The 15,795-nt window shown below is 67.9% G+C and carries 14 protein-coding genes; 5 read left to right on the forward strand and 9 right to left on the reverse strand.

Translation table 11 applies throughout. From position 1 onward, the window contains the following. Positions 1-12 precede the first annotated feature (12 nt). A complete protein-coding gene (locus tag ABIC51_RS00140; protein ID WP_146254597.1) occupies positions 13-1,680 on the forward strand; it encodes a GMC family oxidoreductase in 1,668 nt (555 codons plus the stop codon). 86 nt (positions 1,681-1,766) lie between these two features. Here ABIC51_RS00140 and ABIC51_RS00145 read toward each other — a convergent pair whose 3' ends face one another. Beyond that, positions 1,767-2,066, reverse strand: coding sequence for a barstar family protein (locus ABIC51_RS00145; protein WP_027789908.1), 300 nt, complete (start codon positions 2,064-2,066; stop codon positions 1,767-1,769). 155 nt (positions 2,067-2,221) lie between these two features. Next, complete coding sequence (locus ABIC51_RS00150) at positions 2,222-3,115, reverse strand: LysR family transcriptional regulator (protein ID WP_134256616.1); 894 nt, start codon at positions 3,113-3,115, stop codon at positions 2,222-2,224. Between the two features lie 121 nt (positions 3,116-3,236). Between ABIC51_RS00150 and ABIC51_RS00155 the strand changes: the two genes are divergently transcribed. After that, positions 3,237-4,268 (forward strand): NAD(P)H-quinone oxidoreductase, encoded by a 1,032-nt coding sequence (locus tag ABIC51_RS00155; RefSeq protein ID WP_081076067.1) that lies wholly within the window; start codon positions 3,237-3,239, stop codon positions 4,266-4,268. Positions 4,269-4,282: 14 nt separating this feature from the next. Here the strand turns inward: ABIC51_RS00155 and ABIC51_RS00160 are convergent, their stop codons facing one another. The 3 genes from ABIC51_RS00160 to ABIC51_RS00170 all read right to left on the reverse strand — a co-directional run bounded on the left by ABIC51_RS00160 (position 4,283) and on the right by ABIC51_RS00170 (position 7,192). Then, positions 4,283-5,104, reverse strand: a complete 822-nt coding sequence (locus ABIC51_RS00160) for a quaternary amine ABC transporter ATP-binding protein (RefSeq protein WP_124533822.1) — start codon at positions 5,102-5,104, stop codon at positions 4,283-4,285. Positions 5,105-5,118: 14 nt separating this feature from the next. Then, complete coding sequence (locus tag ABIC51_RS00165) at positions 5,119-6,084, reverse strand: ABC transporter permease (protein ID WP_027789911.1); 966 nt, start codon at positions 6,082-6,084, stop codon at positions 5,119-5,121. Between the two features lie 70 nt (positions 6,085-6,154). Beyond that, positions 6,155-7,192, reverse strand: coding sequence for an ABC transporter substrate-binding protein (locus ABIC51_RS00170; protein WP_124673610.1), 1,038 nt, complete (start codon positions 7,190-7,192; stop codon positions 6,155-6,157). 575 nt (positions 7,193-7,767) lie between these two features. Between ABIC51_RS00170 and ABIC51_RS00175 the strand changes: the two genes are divergently transcribed. The 3 genes from ABIC51_RS00175 to ABIC51_RS00185 all read left to right on the forward strand — a co-directional run bounded on the left by ABIC51_RS00175 (position 7,768) and on the right by ABIC51_RS00185 (position 11,190). Beyond that, positions 7,768-8,919, forward strand: a complete 1,152-nt coding sequence (locus ABIC51_RS00175; RefSeq protein WP_060086093.1) for a porin — start codon at positions 7,768-7,770, stop codon at positions 8,917-8,919. A 325-nt stretch (positions 8,920-9,244) separates the two neighbouring features. Further along, the gene (blaOXA, locus tag ABIC51_RS00180) at positions 9,245-10,054 is read left to right on the forward strand and encodes an OXA-1043 family class D beta-lactamase (protein WP_226128226.1); all 810 of its coding nucleotides are present in this window, start codon (positions 9,245-9,247) and stop codon (positions 10,052-10,054) included. Further along, complete coding sequence (locus ABIC51_RS00185) at positions 10,051-11,190, forward strand: acyltransferase family protein (RefSeq protein ID WP_060194295.1); 1,140 nt, start codon at positions 10,051-10,053, stop codon at positions 11,188-11,190. Before blaOXA ends, ABIC51_RS00185 begins: the two co-directional genes overlap by 4 nt. Before the next feature lie 180 nt (positions 11,191-11,370). Here the strand turns inward: ABIC51_RS00185 and ABIC51_RS00190 are convergent, their stop codons facing one another. From ABIC51_RS00190 to ABIC51_RS00205, 4 genes are all read right to left on the reverse strand, one after another. Next, entirely contained in the window at positions 11,371-12,108 is a 738-nt protein-coding gene (locus tag ABIC51_RS00190; RefSeq protein ID WP_175860657.1) for a hypothetical protein, read from the reverse strand. Positions 12,109-12,141: 33 nt separating this feature from the next. Continuing rightward, a complete protein-coding gene (locus tag ABIC51_RS00195) occupies positions 12,142-13,533 on the reverse strand; it encodes an alkaline phosphatase (RefSeq protein ID WP_175898664.1) in 1,392 nt (463 codons plus the stop codon). A gap of 32 nt (positions 13,534-13,565) precedes the next feature. Further along, positions 13,566-15,005, reverse strand: a complete 1,440-nt coding sequence (locus ABIC51_RS00200) for an alkaline phosphatase (protein ID WP_059498231.1) — start codon at positions 15,003-15,005, stop codon at positions 13,566-13,568. A 154-nt stretch (positions 15,006-15,159) separates the two neighbouring features. Then, positions 15,160-15,750 (reverse strand): class I SAM-dependent methyltransferase, encoded by a 591-nt coding sequence (locus tag ABIC51_RS00205; protein ID WP_059687240.1) that lies wholly within the window; start codon positions 15,748-15,750, stop codon positions 15,160-15,162. Between the last annotated feature and the right edge of the window lie 45 nt (positions 15,751-15,795).

Here is a 15,795-nt window from a genome sequence, read left to right on the forward strand (position 1 = left end):
CAAAGGACAGACATGAGCTACGACTACATCATCGTCGGCGCGGGCTCGGCCGGCTGCATCCTCGCGAACCGCCTGAGCGAATCGGGCCGGCACTCGGTGCTGCTGCTCGAGGCGGGCGAACGCGACGCGTCGTTCTGGTTCAAGGTGCCGGTCGGCTTCACGAAGACCTACTACAACCGCCGCTACAACTGGATGTACTACAGCGAGCCCGAGGCGCAACTCGCCGATCGCAAGCTGTACTGCCCGCGCGGCAAGGTGGTCGGCGGGTCGGGCTCGATCAACGCGATGGTCTACGTGCGCGGCCAGCGCAGCGACTACGACGACTGGGCGGCCGCCGGCAATCCGGGCTGGGCGTACGACGACGTGCTGCCGTACTTCCGCAAGCTCGAAACCCACGCGGCCGGCACGACCGATCCGCAGCATCACGGCGCGACGGGGCCGATTCACATCACGTCGATGAAGGCCGACGTGCATCCGATCGTCCACGAATTCCTGAAGGGCTGCGGCGAACTGAACCTGCCGCGCACCGACGACTTCAACGGCGCGCAGTTCGAAGGCGCGGGCATCTACGACCTGAACACGAAGAACGGCGAACGCTGCTCCAGCAGCTTCGCGTACCTGCGTCCGGCGCTGGGCCGCGCGAACCTCACGCTGCGCGCTGGCGTGCTCGTGCGGCGCGTGACCTTCGACGGCACGCGCGCCACCGGTGTGGTCGTCTCAGGCGCGCACGGCGACGAAACGCTCGTCGCCGCGCGCGAGGTGATCCTCGCGGCCGGCGCGGTCGATACGCCGAAGCTGCTGCAGCTGTCGGGCGTCGGCGATCCCGCGCTGCTCGCGCGCCGGCGCGTGCCGCTCGTGCATGCGCTGCCGGCCGTCGGCCGCAACCTGCAGGACCACCTGTGCGTGAGCTTCTACTTCAAGGCGAACCGGCCGACGCTGAACGACGAGATGGGCACGCTGCTCGGCAAGATGAAGATCGGGCTGCGCTACCTGCTGACGAAGCGCGGGCCGCTCGCGATGAGCGTGAACCAGGCCGGCGGCTTCTTCCGCGGCACCGATGACGTGCAGGAACCGAACCTCCAGCTCTACTTCAACCCGCTGTCGTACCGGATTCCGAAGAGCGACCGCGCGAGCATCAAGCCCGAGCCTTACTCGGGCTTCCTGATCGCGTTCAACCCGTGCCGGCCGACGAGCCGCGGCACGATCGAGATCGCGTCGAACCGCGCGGAAGATGCCGCGAAGATCCACGTCAACGCGCTCACCACGCGCAAGGATCTCGACGAAGCCGTGCAGGGCAGCAAGGTGATCCGTGCGCTGATGCGCGCGCCGGCGCTGAAGTCGATGACCGTCGAGGAAATCTCGCCGGGGCCGCAGGTCGATTCCGACGAAGCGATGCTGCGGTATTTCCGCGAGCAGTCGGGTTCGATCTACCACCTGTGCGGCTCGTGCGCGATGGGGCCGGACGCGGCGACGTCGGTGGTCGATGCGTCGCTGCGCGTGCACGGGCTGCAGGCGCTGCGGATCGTCGATGCATCGGTGTTCCCGAACATCACGTCGGGCAACATCAACGCGCCGACGATGATGGTCGCGGAAAAGGGCGCGGATCTGATCCTGGCGGATGCGGGGCACGGCGAAGCGTCTGCCGTGAGCGCAAGCGAACGGGAAACGGTCACGTATTGAGGCGGCTGCGTTTTCGCCGATTGCCGTCCAGGCAATCGGCTTCACGACGCAACGCGATGCAACGCGATGCAACGTCAACGCCGCGACTATGCGCAATAGGACAACACGATCAACGGATCCCCCCCTTCCTTCGTTGCTCGCCAATTGATGAACGCGCTGCACTCGACGAGTGCGGCGAAAATCTCCGGATTGCGCTCCTTCAACGCTCCCGCATCGTCGATCCGCAGCGACACGATGCCGTGCTCGTAGCAATAGTCGCTCATGCAATCATTCCATGCATTCATGTTCCGGCCGTAGTAACCCGGAAATCCGAATTCGCTCGCGAAGTAGTCGTGAAACTTCGCCCAATCGCCAAGCGCTTTTCCGTCCACACTGAATCGATTCATCGAGTCCTCTCGTTCACCGTAAAACCACTGCCGCCGTTCGTTATTCACGCCCCCAAGGCCGGCTCGCCAGCATCGAACAGGTCACACCCGCCCGGGCCGATCCCGCAGATCGCCGACACATCGCAGCGTGCCGCATCCCGTCCTTCGATTCACATTCAATCCCCCGCATCGCCCGACATCGCCACCTCGTCGAACACCCGCACGATGTGATCGATCATCGCGCTCATCCGCGCGGTATGCCGCAGATCCTTGTGCGTGACCATCCAGACTTCATAGGGCCGCGCCGACGTGCGCGCCGGCCACACGCGCACCAGCCCGTCGCGCTCCGCGATCGGCACCGGGAGTTCGGCGAGCCCGAGCCCGGCGCGCGCGGCCGCGCGCAGCATGAGATTCGAATTCAGCCCCGACACGATCCGCCCCGCGCGCACCGGCTCACCGACCACCGTCAGCGGGCTGCGCGCATTCAGATGCGGCAGGAAGCACACAAGGTCGTGCCCTTCGAAGCCGGTGCCGGGCGCCGGCTCGCCATGCCGCGCGAGATAGTCCTCTGACGCGTACAACGCCGTCGGCCATGCCGCGAGCCGGCGCATGAGCAGATCGGGATTGTCGGGCTTGATCGTGCGGATCGCGATGTCCGCCTCGCGCTTGGCCAGGTTCTCCACCTGCGTCGACGTGTTGAGCAGCACGCGCACGTCCGGATGCTCGTCGTGCAGGTTGCGCATCGCGCGCATCACGAATTCGAGCCCGATCGTATCGGTCGTCGTCACGCGCACGTCACCCGCGAGGCGCCGGTCGACGCCCTGGGTCTGCCGCACCAGATCGATCGCCGACTGTTCCATCTTCTCCACGTTGCGCAGCGCCACCTCGCCCACCGCGGTCGGCACGTACCCGGCCGACGTGCGCAGGAACAGCGTCGCCCCGAGCGCGCGCTCGAGCGCCGCGAGCCGCCTGCCGACCGTCGCCTGGTCGAGCCCGACCGCCCGCGCGGCGCCGCGCAGGCTGCGTTCGCGGTGGATCGCGAGAAAAATCCGTGCGTCGTCCCAGTTCAAGCGCCTTCTCCCGGTGTGATGCAAATTTGCATCTATGGTCGTGAAAATCGCTGCGCGAATTCATCAAGGCCCAAGCCTATACTTTTTTCACCGATCACTCACCTGTCTTTCCGAGGCAAACATGTCCGATACGCTCTCCCCCGTTCCCGCCGACATGGCGGCAGTCGAAATCACCCGCCCCGGCGGCCCTGAAGTCCTCGCGACCGCACGTCGCCCCGTGCCGCGGCCGAAAGCCGACGAAGTGCTGATCCGGGTTCACGCCGCCGGCGTGAATGGCCCGGACGTGCTGCAACGCAAGGGGCTCTACAACCCGCCGCCCGGCGCATCCGACATCCCGGGCCTGGAAATCGCGGGCGAAGTCGTCGCGACCGGCGAAGCCGTGCGCGACTTCGCGCCGGGCGACCGGGTCAGCGCGCTGGTGACGGGCGGCGGTTATGCGGAATACGCGGTCGCCCATCACCTCACGACGATGAAGCTGCCGCCCGGCCTCGACATGATCGAAGCCGCGGCGATGCCGGAAACGTTCCTGACGGTCTGGCTGAACCTGGTCCAGCGCGGGCGGCTGCAGGCGGGCGAATCGGTGCTGATCCACGGCGGCGCGTCGGGCATCGGCACCACCGCGACGATGATCGCGAAGGCGATGGGCGCGTCGACCGTCATCACGACGGTCGGCTCGGAAGCGCATCGCGCCGCGAGCCTGCGCCTCGGCGCGGATCATGCGGTGCATTACCAGGAAGAAGATTTCGTGGCCGAAGTCGACAGGATCACCGCCGGCAAGGGCGTGGACGTGATCCTCGACATCATCGCGGGCGACTACGTCGCGCGCAATTACCGGGCCGCGGCGATGAACGGGCGGATCCTGCAGGTCAGCGCGCTCGCCGGGCCGGCGAAGGAACTCGACGTGTGGCCGATGATGACCAAGCGCCTCACGCACATCGGCTCGACGCTGCGCTCGCGCACACCGGAGGAGAAAGGCGCACTCATCGCCGAACTCGAACGGCAACTGTGGCCGCACGTCGCGGCGGGCACGGTCAAGCCGCAGGTGTTCCGCACCTTCGCGCTCGACGACGCGCGCGGCGCGCACGTGCTGATCGACTCGGGCGAGCACGTCGGCAAGATCGTGCTGACGACGGCCGCGCACCGCGCGGCCTGACCGGGCACGACGCGTCAGTTCACGCTCGTGCGCTTCTCGACGAACCGCTTCACGTAATCGTCCGCCGGACGCGACAGGATGTCGTCCGGCGTGCCGACCTGCACGAGCGTGCCGTCACGCAGGATCGCGATCCGGTCGCCGATGCGCAGCGCCTCGTCGAGATCGTGCGTGATGAACACGATCGTCTTCGCAAGCGTCGCCTGCAGTTCGAGCAGCTGATCCTGCATCTCGGTGCGGATCAGCGGATCGAGCGCGGAGAACGCCTCGTCCATCAGCAGCACGTCGGTATCGGCCGCCAGCGCGCGCGCCAGCCCGACACGCTGTCGCATCCCGCCCGACAGCTCGTCCGGGTAATGATCGCCGTAACCGTCGAGCCCGACCTTCGTCAGCCAGTTGCGCGCGGCATCAGCCGCGTCGTGCCGCTTCTCGCCGCGCGTGCGCAGCGCATACGCGGCGTTGTCGAGCACGGTCTGGTGCGGCAGTAGCCCGAAGTTCTGGAACACCATGCTGACCTTGTAGCGGCGCAGCTCGCGCAGCCCGTGCGCGTCGAGCTTGATCACGTCGCTGCCGTCGATCACGATCTCGCCGGCCGTCGGCTCGATCAGCCGGTTGAAGTGCCGCACGAGCGTCGATTTCCCGGAGCCCGACAGCCCCATGATCACGAAGATCTCGCCCGACTCGATGCCGAGGCTCACGTCGTTGAGCCCGACGTTGCAGCCCGTTTCGGCCAGCACGTCGGCCTTGCGCCTGCCCGAACGCAGCAGGTCGAGCACGCGCGCATGCGCGGCCTGCGGCCCGAACAGCTTGTACACGTGTTTGACGTCGATGGTCGCCATGTCTGCCTCCGTTCCTATGCGCGCGACGATTGCGTCGCCTGATTCGAATCGACGCCCGCCGGCTGCGCCTTGCGCGGCAGCCGGTACGGCACGCGCGACGCGCCCTTCTGCCGGCGCTGCTGCGCGAGCCGGCGGCGCGCGCGCCGCTCCTGGCCGAAGCCCTGGCTGATCCGGTCGATCACGATCGCGAGGATCACGATCGCGAGGCCGGCCTGCGTGCCCTTGCCGACGTCGAGCGTCTGGATGCCCGCGAGCACGTCCTCGCCGAGCCCGCGCGAGCCGATCATCGACGCGATCACGACCATCGACAGCGCCATCATCGTCGTCTGGTTGATGCCGGCCATGATGCTCGGCCGCGCGAGCGGCAACTGCACGTTGACGAGCAGCTGCCAGCGCGTCGTGCCGAACGCACGCGCGGCCTCCGTCACGTCCGGATCGACCTGGCGGATGCCGAGATCGGTCAGGCGGATCAGCGGCGGCAGCGCATAGATGATCGTCGCGAGAATCGCGGGCACCTTGCCGAGCCCGAACAACATCAGCACCGGGATCAGGTACACGAAGCTCGGCAGCGTCTGCATCACGTCGAGCACGGGCAGCAGCATCCGCCGCAGCCACGCGCTGCGCGATGCGAGGATGCCGGCCGGCACGCCGATCGCGACCGACAGCACCGTCGCGACGAGCATCAGCGCGAGCGTCTGCATCAGCTTGTCCCACAGGCCGAAGCAGCCGATCGCGTAGAGCAGCAGCATGAAGAGCGCGCCGAGGCCGATGCGGCGCGTCGCATTCCACGCGATCGCGCCGACGACCAGCAGCACGAGCCACGGCGGCGCCACGCGCAGCGCGCCTTCGAGCGGCACGAGCAGGTAGCGCAGCACGAGCACGCTGAAGTGATGGAAGCTGTCGCCGTATTGCGCGACGAAAGTCTCGAGCGCGCCGTTCACCCAGTCGGCGATCGACAGGTGCAGAAAGAAGCCGTTCATGTTGATTCTCCGTCGCGCCGCGAAGGCGCGTGACGGCGGCGGCGGGCGCGGGCCCGCCGCCGCGCGCAGGTTACGCGCCCTTCAGGCTGCCGGCGATCTTCTGCGCGACGTCGGCCGGCACCCACTGCTTCCACATGTCCTGGCGGGTCTTCAGGAACTGCGTGGCCATCGCCGCGCCGTCGATCTTCTTCGTGGTCATCTCGAGGATCGTCTGGTTCAGGAAGTCCATCGGGAAACGCACCTTGCCGAATACGCCGACGAGATCGGGATTCGCGTCGGCGAACGGCTTCGACACGCCGACCGTCAGCCGCGACACCATGTACGACGACGCGCACTGGTGCGTGCTGCTCTCGTCGCGCAGCGTCTTCCAGCATGCGTCGTTATAGGCCGGCATCTTCAGCGCGGTGAATCTGTACTTCGCCATCAGCGCGGCCGGGCCCCAGTAATAGAACACGATCGGCGCGCCGCGCTGGTACGCGGACGCGATCGCCGCGTCGAGCGCCGCGCCGGTGCCCGGATGGAAGTTCGTGTACGACTGGTCGAGCTTCAGCACCTTCAGCAGACGCGTGTTCACACGCTCGCAGTCCCAGCCCGTCGGGCAGTTCAGGAAGCGGCCCTTGTCCGGCTCCTCCTCGTCGGCGAACACCTGCCTGAACTTCGGCAGATCGTCGACCGACACGAGCCCGGGCGCGACCGGCTTGATGTTGCGCGCCGGATCGCCCTTCACCACGTAGTCGGGCACGAACCAGCCTTCGGTCGTGCCGCCCGGCAGCGTGTCGCCGATCAGCTTCACGGCGCCCGACGAGACAGCCTTCGCGGTGATCTCGCTGCGGCCCGTCCACTGCTCGGCCCAGATCTGCAGGTCGTTGCGCGCGAGCGCCGTTTCGGTGGCGGCCGTGCTGCCCGGCACGACGTCCGTCTTGCAGCCGTAGCCCTTCTCCATGATCTGCCGCAGCACTTCGGTCGCGAACGACCCGCTCTCCCACGTGATGCCCGCGAAATGGACCGTCTTGCCGTCGGCGCACGCGCCGCCCGCCGCGTGGGCCGCGGGCGCGGACAGGATCGCCGCGGCGGCGAGAAGGACCGTTTTCAGTCGTCGAATCTGCATGGTGGGTCGTCTCCAAATCGAATCTGTTGTTTGTGCGTCGCGGCATGCGCGGCGACCGGCGAATCGTGCATCCGGCCACGTCCGGTCAGCCTGCATGTTTCAGCCGCCAATATGTTTAGGGAAACGAGTAATTCCGATCATCGCTATCGGCAGCGCCAATCGATCTTTTGGCGCCCCGCCAGGCCCGCCCGGCGGGCCTCCCGGCCGATCTCCCGCACCTGCGCACGGCCCCGGCCAGGCTGCGTCGCGCCCCGTCCGGCGAGGGCGCGACCGGCGTTGGCGCGCGGCGCCGCGCACACGGTTTCGACTGTCGAAACGGCCGGTCGCGACCCCATCGGCGAACCCGATCCCATCCATCGAAATTACTCGCTTCCGGTTCCTCTTCGGCTTGGGAAGAATGCGCGGTGTCATCGGAGGAGACACGACCCGGCACAGCCGGTCGCCGCGCCGCCGCGCATCGCGCGTTTCCGGCGCCGCGCGCGCTGCGCCGGAAACGCCCCGGATGACGGGGCGCGCCTCACCGGTCGCGCCCACGACAACCGATACAAGAAGCTGGATATCCCGGAGATCTCTCAATGAAAAAGACCCTGACGGCGCTCGCCGTAACGGCAACCTTCGCTGCCCCCGTGTTCGCGCAAAGCAGCGTCACGCTGTACGGCGTGATCGACGAAGGCCTGAACTACACGAACAACGTCGGCACCGGCCACGTCTACGAGATGGCAAGCGGCTACGCGCAGGGCAGCCGCTGGGGCCTGAAGGGCAGCGAGGATCTGGGCGGCGGCATGAAGGCGATCTTCCAGCTCGAAAACGGCTTCGACGTGAACTCCGGCCGGCTCAACCAGGGCGGCCGCATGTTCGGCCGCCAGGCGTACGTCGGCCTGAGCCAGACGCAGTACGGCACGCTGACGTTCGGCCGCCAGTACGACTCCGTCGTCGACTATCTCGCGCCGACCACGGCCAACGGCAACTGGGGCGGCTACCTGCTCGCGCACCCGTTCGACAACGACAACACCGACAACTCGTTCCGCCTCGACAACACGGTGAAGTACGCGAGCCCGAACTTCGGCGGCTTCCAGTTCGGCGGCGCATACAGCTTCAGCAACAGCACGAACTTCTCGGACAACCGCGCGTACAGCTTCGGCGCGCAATACCAGAACAACGGCCTGCTGATCGGCGCCGCGTACCTGCAGGCGAACCGCCCGGGCAACGGCTCGGCCGGCGCGATCACCGCGAACGACGCGAGCTACATCGCGGAGCGCATGCGCGTGTTCGGCGCGGGCATCAACTACACGTTCGGGCCCGCGACGCTCGGCTTCGCGTACACGAACTCGAACTACAAGAACCCGACCGGCAACGGCTACCTCGGCACGCCGGGCGCGATCATCGCACCGGGCGCGACGGTCAGCGCGATCAAGTACCAGAACTTCGAGGTCAACGGTTCGTACCAGATCACGCCGGCGTTCATGGTCGGCGCGCAGTACGTGCTGTCGCTCGAGAAGTACGACGCGTCGACCGGCGACGCGAAACCGAAGATCCACTCGGTCGGGCTGATGGCCGACTACAACCTGTCGAAGCGCACCGACGTGTACGTGCAGGCCGCGTACCAACACATCGCCGGCGACAAGACGAACTCGATCCTCGACAACGCGTTCATCCCCGGCACCGACGCGCCGTCGTCGACGTCGAACCAGGTGGCCGTGCGTCTCGCGCTGCGCCACAAGTTCTGACGCAACCCGGTTCTCCGTTCTTCACGCGACACCCGCGCCGGTCGGCCCGAGGTGTCTTCACCCGCCCGCACGCGCCAGCCTGCCGGCGGGTTTTTTCATGCGCGCTGCAACGCGCGTGACCGACCGATGACGCCGGAACGGGCAACGGGCGCGCAATCGTCCCGTCAACCGTGACAGGTCAACGGACGACGATCCGTCGATACACTATGGGCCTGCGCAACGGCCGCCATCCCCGCTTTCCTCGATGCCGGCCGTCGCCTTCATTACGCACGGCCCGCCGCCTTTCGCCCGCGCCGTGCGCCTGCCGCCCCCCAAGGAGTGTCACTTGAAGCACTGTCGCCGCGCGCTGTTCACCCTCGCCGCCGGCCTTCTGGCCAGCGCGACTTCCGATGCCCGCCCGGTCTGCACCGTCGTCGCCGACGCCGCCACCGGCCAGGTGCTCGTGCAGCAAGGCGACTGCACGACCCGCGTCACGCCCGCGTCGACGTTCAAGATCGCCATCAGCCTGATGGGCTTCGATGCGGGCGTCCTGAAGGACGCGCACACACCGACGCTCGATTTCCACACCGGCTATCCCGACTGGGGCGGCGCGCCGTGGCGCGAGCCGACCGATCCGGCGCGCTGGATGAAGCTGTCGGTGTTCTGGTACTCGCAGCAGGTCACCCAGGCGCTCGGGCAGGCGCGCTTCCAGCAGTACACGACCGCGTTCGGCTACGGCAACGCGGACGCCACCAGTCAGGTGGGTGAACTGAACGGCGTGATGGGCGCATGGGTCAACGCGTCGCTGCGCATCTCGCCGCTCGAACAGGTCGGCTTCATGCGCAAGATCGCGAACCGGACGCTGCCCGTCAGCGCGCACGCGTACGACATGACCGAGCGCATCACGCTGATCGACACGCAGCCCGGCGGCTGGATCGTGCACGGCAAGACGGGCACCGGGTCGCCGGGGCGCAAGTACGACGCGTCGCATGCGTACGGCTGGTTCGTCGGCTGGGCGGCCAAAGGGCCGCGCACGCTCGCGTTCGCGTACCTGATACAGGACGACGAGCGGCAGACGCCGAACGCCGGCCTGCGCGCACGCGACACGTTCCTGGCGACGCTGCCCGCCCTCGCCGAACCGGGCAGGCCGCAATGAGCGCCGGCCCGCGCAACGCGCGGATCGACCTGCTGCGCGGCGTGTCGATCGTGCTCGTCCTGCTGCATCACTTCAACATCCCCTACTCGCTGCGTGAGACGTCGCTCGCGCGCGTATTCGGCTGGGAAACGGTGCATGCGGTGGTGCGCAACGGCAACTACGGCGTGACGATGTTCTTCGCGATCTCGGGCTACCTGATCACGTCGAATGCGCGGCACCGCTGGGGCAACCTCGGCGCGGTCGACGTGCGCGCGTTCTACGTGTCGCGCGTCGCGCGCATCGTCCCGTGCCTGCTCCTGCTGCTCGCGCTCGTCAACGGCCTCGCGGCGGCCGGCGTGCCGATCTTCCGGAACCACGCGCCGGAGGGCGTCGCCGTGTCGTTCTGGCTCGTGAATCTCGCGTCGCTGACGTTCTGGATGAACGTGCTGATCGGCGCATACGGGTGGGTCAACTACGCGCTCGGCGTGCTGTGGTCGCTGTCGGTCGAAGAGGTTTTCTACCTGTCGTTTCCGCTGCTGTGCATCGCACTGCGCCGCGATGCGCGGCTGGTCGCGTTCTGGGTGGCCGTCGCCGCGATCGGGCCCGTGTACCGCTTCACGCACGCCGGCGACGAAGGCGGGTTCCTCTATGCGTACTTCGCGTCGTTCGACGGAATCGCGATCGGCTGCTGCACCGCGTTGCTGGCCGAGCGCAAAAGCTGGCAGCGGCTCGCCGCGCCGCTCGTGCAGGGGCTCGTCGCAGCGGCGATGGCCGCGCTGTATCTGGCCTGGCCGATCGCGGAAAGCCACGTCGCCGGCGTCACCGCGATGGCGCTCGGCACGGCCGTGCTGCTGATCGGCGCGCACGTCAACGGCACGCGCGCGCAGGGCCGCCTGCTCGCGCCGTTGCGCCGGGCCGGCACGCTGAGCTACGAGCTGTACCTGTTTCACCTGATCGTGCTCGGCGGGCTGCGCACGTTCTGGCCGCCGTCGGCCACGCACGGCGACACCCGGCTGCTGTTGCTGATCGCGTATCTGGCGTTGTCGGCGGTGCTGAGCGCGGCGATCGCGCGCGGCTATGCGACACCGCTCGACCGCTTCATCAAGCGGGTCGCGTCGCGGCCGTCAACGCGCGTGCCGGACGGCGCGCGGTTCTAGCGGATCGTCGGCCGCCCCTGCCGGGCGACACGACTTCGGAAAGAGAAGAAAGCGGCCAGCGCCCGGCCGTATCGCGATGGCGATACCGGCCGGCCTGACCGCAAGCCCAGCGTACGCATCGTACGATCGACCGGGCGACAGAAGCCGTCGGATAATCGGTAGCGTGTGGCCGCCCGCCGGTCAATCCAGATAGTCGGCGTATTCCTTGCGCGCGTAGCGGGCGAGCGTCGTCCACGGCGGCGGCTCGCGCCGCGCGGCCGGCGCCGGTGTCAACGTCAGCTTGCGCACGACGCGGCCGTCGGCACTCCGGTATTCGACCGACAGCGGCGCCTGCAGCGTCTCGCTCCACAGGATCCGGTTCACGCCGCGCGCGCCGGGCGTATCGACCGCCTGCTCGTACCAGAGGGTGCCGGGCGCGTCGCCGCGCTTCGCGACCGCGAGCCACTTCAGCTGCGACGGCGGCGTGACGTAGTACGCGTTGTCCCATGAGCCGTCGAAGCCCGTGGTTTCGTACTCGGCCGGCGGCACGCTGACGACCGTCCGGTTCGCCGCATCGACGTACTCGATGCGGGCCGTCTTGCCGTCGTAAGTCACATGCCGTGCAGCCGCCTGGAAGTTGAAATGCCTGTGGCCCGCGTGGGCGGCCGCCGGCTGCACGCCGGCGCGGCGGCCCGGGCCTGCATCGTGGTCATGATCGTCGCCCTGACCGCCGCCGGCCGCCGCGGCGGGCAGCACGCGTTCGACCCACACGTGCCCGTCGCGCCGCACCATCCGTTCGCGATACAGCGTCGTGCGCGTCACGCCGTCGGCCGTCACCGTGCGGCTCTCGTGCAGCAGCACGGCGTCGAGATCGGCCGCTGCACAAGCCGGCAGTGCAACCATCCCGCAGGCGAGCGCACAGAGGATCTCGCGTTTCATCGCACGCTCCTGTTCATCGTGCCATCTCCCGCCTCAGAAACCGAACGCCGAGCGCACGAGACCGAACACCTTCGTGTTGTCGATCGTGCCCTTGAACGCCTTCGCATCGGCGCCGTCGGCGAACAGCATCACGTCGCCGCCGCCGTGCGTTTCCGAACCCGCGCTGCCCATCCGCACGCCGACTTCCTGCAGATACGCATCGTTCGTCGCGGTGGCCGAATCGACCGACGCGCGCACGTTCGGCCGGTTCGCGCCGTTGCCGAACACCAGCGTCGTGTAGGTATTGCCGTCGGCGTCCTTGCTCGGCTGGCCGTCGCGATAGTTGCGGCTGATGTCGAGAATCGGGTTGCCGCGCTTCGAATAGCCGTTGATCGTCATCGTGTGGTCGTGGTCGGCCGTCACGACGATCAGCGTGTTCGACAGGTCGACCTTCGACAGCGCGACGCGGATCGCTTCGTCGAATGCCGCCGTGTCCTCGAGCGCGCGCTTTGCGTTGGTGCCGTGCAGCGCGTGATCGATCCGGCCGCCTTCGACCATCAGGAAATAGCCGTTCGAATGCTTCGACAGCACGTCGATCGCCTTCGACGTCATCTCGGCAAGGCTCGGCTGCGACGGCCCTTCGCCCTTGCCCGCGACGCGGTCCAGTTCGTACTCGAGATGGCTCGTCGAACTGAACAAGCCGACCAGCTTGCCGTTGCCGGCCTGCGCGAGCTGATCCTTCGTCGCGACGACCGTGTAGCCCTTCGCCTTCATCTCGTTGAGCAAGTTGCGCCCGTCCGCGCGGCCGCGCCTGTTGGCCACCGGATCGAACGGCGTCCAGTGGTTGCGGCCGCCGCCCATCAGCACGTCGACGCCGTCACCGAGCGCCGCGTTGTAGCCCGCGCCGCCCGGCGCCGCCTGCGCGGCGATATCGTATTGCGCGTCGCGATGGCAGATGTGCGAATAGGTCGCGGCAGGCGTCGCGTGCGTGAGCTCGGTCGTCGTGATCGCGCCGACCGCCTTGCCGCGCGCCTTCGCCAGCTCCAGCAGCGTCGCGACCGGCTGGCCGTTGCCCGGCGCGCAGTTGTTGACCGTCTTGTTGCCGTTCGCGTCGTTGCCCGGTGCAACCGCGCGCGTGTCGGACGACATCGACAGCACTTCGTTGTTCATCTTCACGCCGGTCATGTAAGCGGCCATCGACGGCGCGCTGTCGGTCGTCTGCGCGTCGTTCGAGAAGGTCTTGACGCGCGCGGTGCGCGCCAGCTTCTCCATCGTCAGTTGTCCCGACTCACCGACCTTGTAGATCCGGCTCGCCGTCACGGTCGTCGGCCCCATGCCGTCGCCGAGAAAGAAAATCACGTTCTTCGCCTGGCCGGCGGCCTGCGCCGCGCCGCATGCGAAACCCGCGACGGCCAGCGCCGCCGCGATGCACTTGATGGTCGACATCCTGTATTCCCCTGTACCCGTATGGTCGGCGCTCACAGCTGCACCGCGTTGCGCACCAGCTCGAAAACCTTGTTGTTCTCGATCACGCCGTGGAACGCATCCGCGCCGCGGCCGATCGCACCGAGGAACACATCGGTGCCGCCGTGCGTCTCGTTGCCCTTGTCCATTCGCACGACCGCCTCCTGGCGATAGTCGTCGGCGCCCGTCACCGCGTCGGTGAGCGCGGTGCCCGCGCGGCTGCCCTGCACGCGGTTCTCGCCGTTGCCGAAGCCGATGATCGTGTACGGCGCGCCGTCCGCGTCCTTCGCGACCGCGCCCGTCTGGTAGTTGCGCAGCACGCCCAGCACGCCGGCCTTGCCCGCCTCGGTCTTGCCGGTGCGCGCCGCATAACCGTTCAGCACCAGCGTGTGGTCGTGGTCGGCCGTGACGACGATCAGCGTGTTCTTCAGGTCGGGATCGGTCTTGCGCACCTTGTCGAGCGTGGCCTTGATCGCGTTGTCGAACGCGACCGTGTCCTGCAGCGCGCGCTTCGCATTGGTGTCGTGCAGCGCGTGGTCGATCCGGCCGCCTTCGACCATCAGGAAATAACCGTTCGGATTCTTCTGCAGCACGTCGAGCGCGCGCGTCGCCATGTCGGTGAGGCTCGGCTCCTTCGTCGCGCCGCGATCGAGGTCGTAGCTCATGTGGCTCGACGAGAACAGGCCGACCAGCTTGCCGCTCTTCGTCGCATCGGCGGCCAGCAGGTCGTCGCGGTTCTGCGCGAACGCATAACCCTTCGCCTTCAGCTCGTTGACGAGGTTGCGGCCGTCGGTGCGCTTGCCGCCGCCGTCCTTCGGCACGAAGAATTGCGTGCCGCCGCCGAGCACGACGTCGACGCCGTCGCCCAGCGCGCCGTTGTAGCCCGCGCCGCCCGGCACGAGCTGCGCCGCGATGTCGTTCTCGGCGTCGCGATGGCACACGTGCGCGTAGGTCGCGGCGGGTGTCGCGTGCGTGACGCGCGTGGTCGTCACGACACCGGTGGCCATGCCCTTCGCCTTCGCGATCTCCAGCAGCGTCGTCGCCGATTTGCCGTTGTTCGCGCCGCAATTGCCGGTCAGGCTCGCGCTCGGTTCGATCGCCTTCGTGTCGGGCGACATCGAGATCACTTCGTTGTTGGTCTTCACGCCGGTCATGTACGCCGACATCGACGGCGCGCTGTCCGTCACCTGCGCATCGTTCGAATAGGTCTTCACGAACGCGGTTTCCGGCAGCGTATCGATCGTGAGCGCGCCATCTTCACCGACGCCGTAGATGCGTGCGGCCGTCAGCGTCGTCATCCCCATGCCGTCGCCGAGGAAGAAGATCACGTTGCGCGCGGCCGTCTGAACGGGCGGCTGGGTGGGCGACGTGCTGGTCGGGCCGTCGTCGCTGCCGCATCCGGCGAGCGCAAAGGCGCCCGCGCACAGCAGCGCCGCCGTTTTGATTCGATTCATGGTGCCGGTTCTCCCCGCCGTTGATGCTTTCGAAATGAAAGGCGATGGTAGGAACCGGATGTGACGTCAATGTGAATGGAAACTGGAAGGTAGCGAATGAATGATGAAAGGAAGCAGCGAGGCGCCACCGCCGGGCGCCGCGCGTGCTGCGGCGTCATTCCGCGTGTTCGGCGGCAATGTTGCGCACGGTCACGATGCGCGCAGGCGGAATGTTCGCCCAGACGATCCGGCTGCCGCAGGCGACAAATGCCGGATCGCCCAGCGGATGCCGCCCGGGCGGCCGCAGGTCGTACGTGAACTGGATCATCACGCCGTCGGCCGACAGCACGCGATGGCACTGGCCGACGATCGCCGTCACGTCCTGGCGCGGCAGCGTGCGCAGCGGCAGGCACGACACGATCGCGTCGACGCGCGCGTCGGGCGGCAGCAGGCGTTCGAGCTGCCGCGCGTCGCCCGACACGATCGAGATGCCCGGAAAACGTCGCCGCAGATGCTGGACGAACGCCGGCGAACGCTCGACCACGACGAGCCGCCGCGGCGCGACGCCGCGTTCGAGCAAGGCCGCGGTGATCGCGCCGGTGCCGCCGCCGAGCTCGACGACCAGCCCGTCGCCGTCCGGCACCGCGTCGGCCATCTCGCGCGCCAGCTGCCGCGAACTCGGGCACAACGCGCCCACTGCGGCCGGACGGCCGACCCACTCGCGCACGAACAGTGCCGAGACACGCCACGCGTTCGGCCAGATCATCGGCAGCCCTTGAGCGATTGCGCCGTCGGCAACGACGCGCCGAAG

This window comes from Burkholderia sp. 572, from assembly GCF_040545135.1.
Lineage (GTDB): Bacteria > Pseudomonadota > Gammaproteobacteria > Burkholderiales > Burkholderiaceae > Burkholderia > Burkholderia cepacia.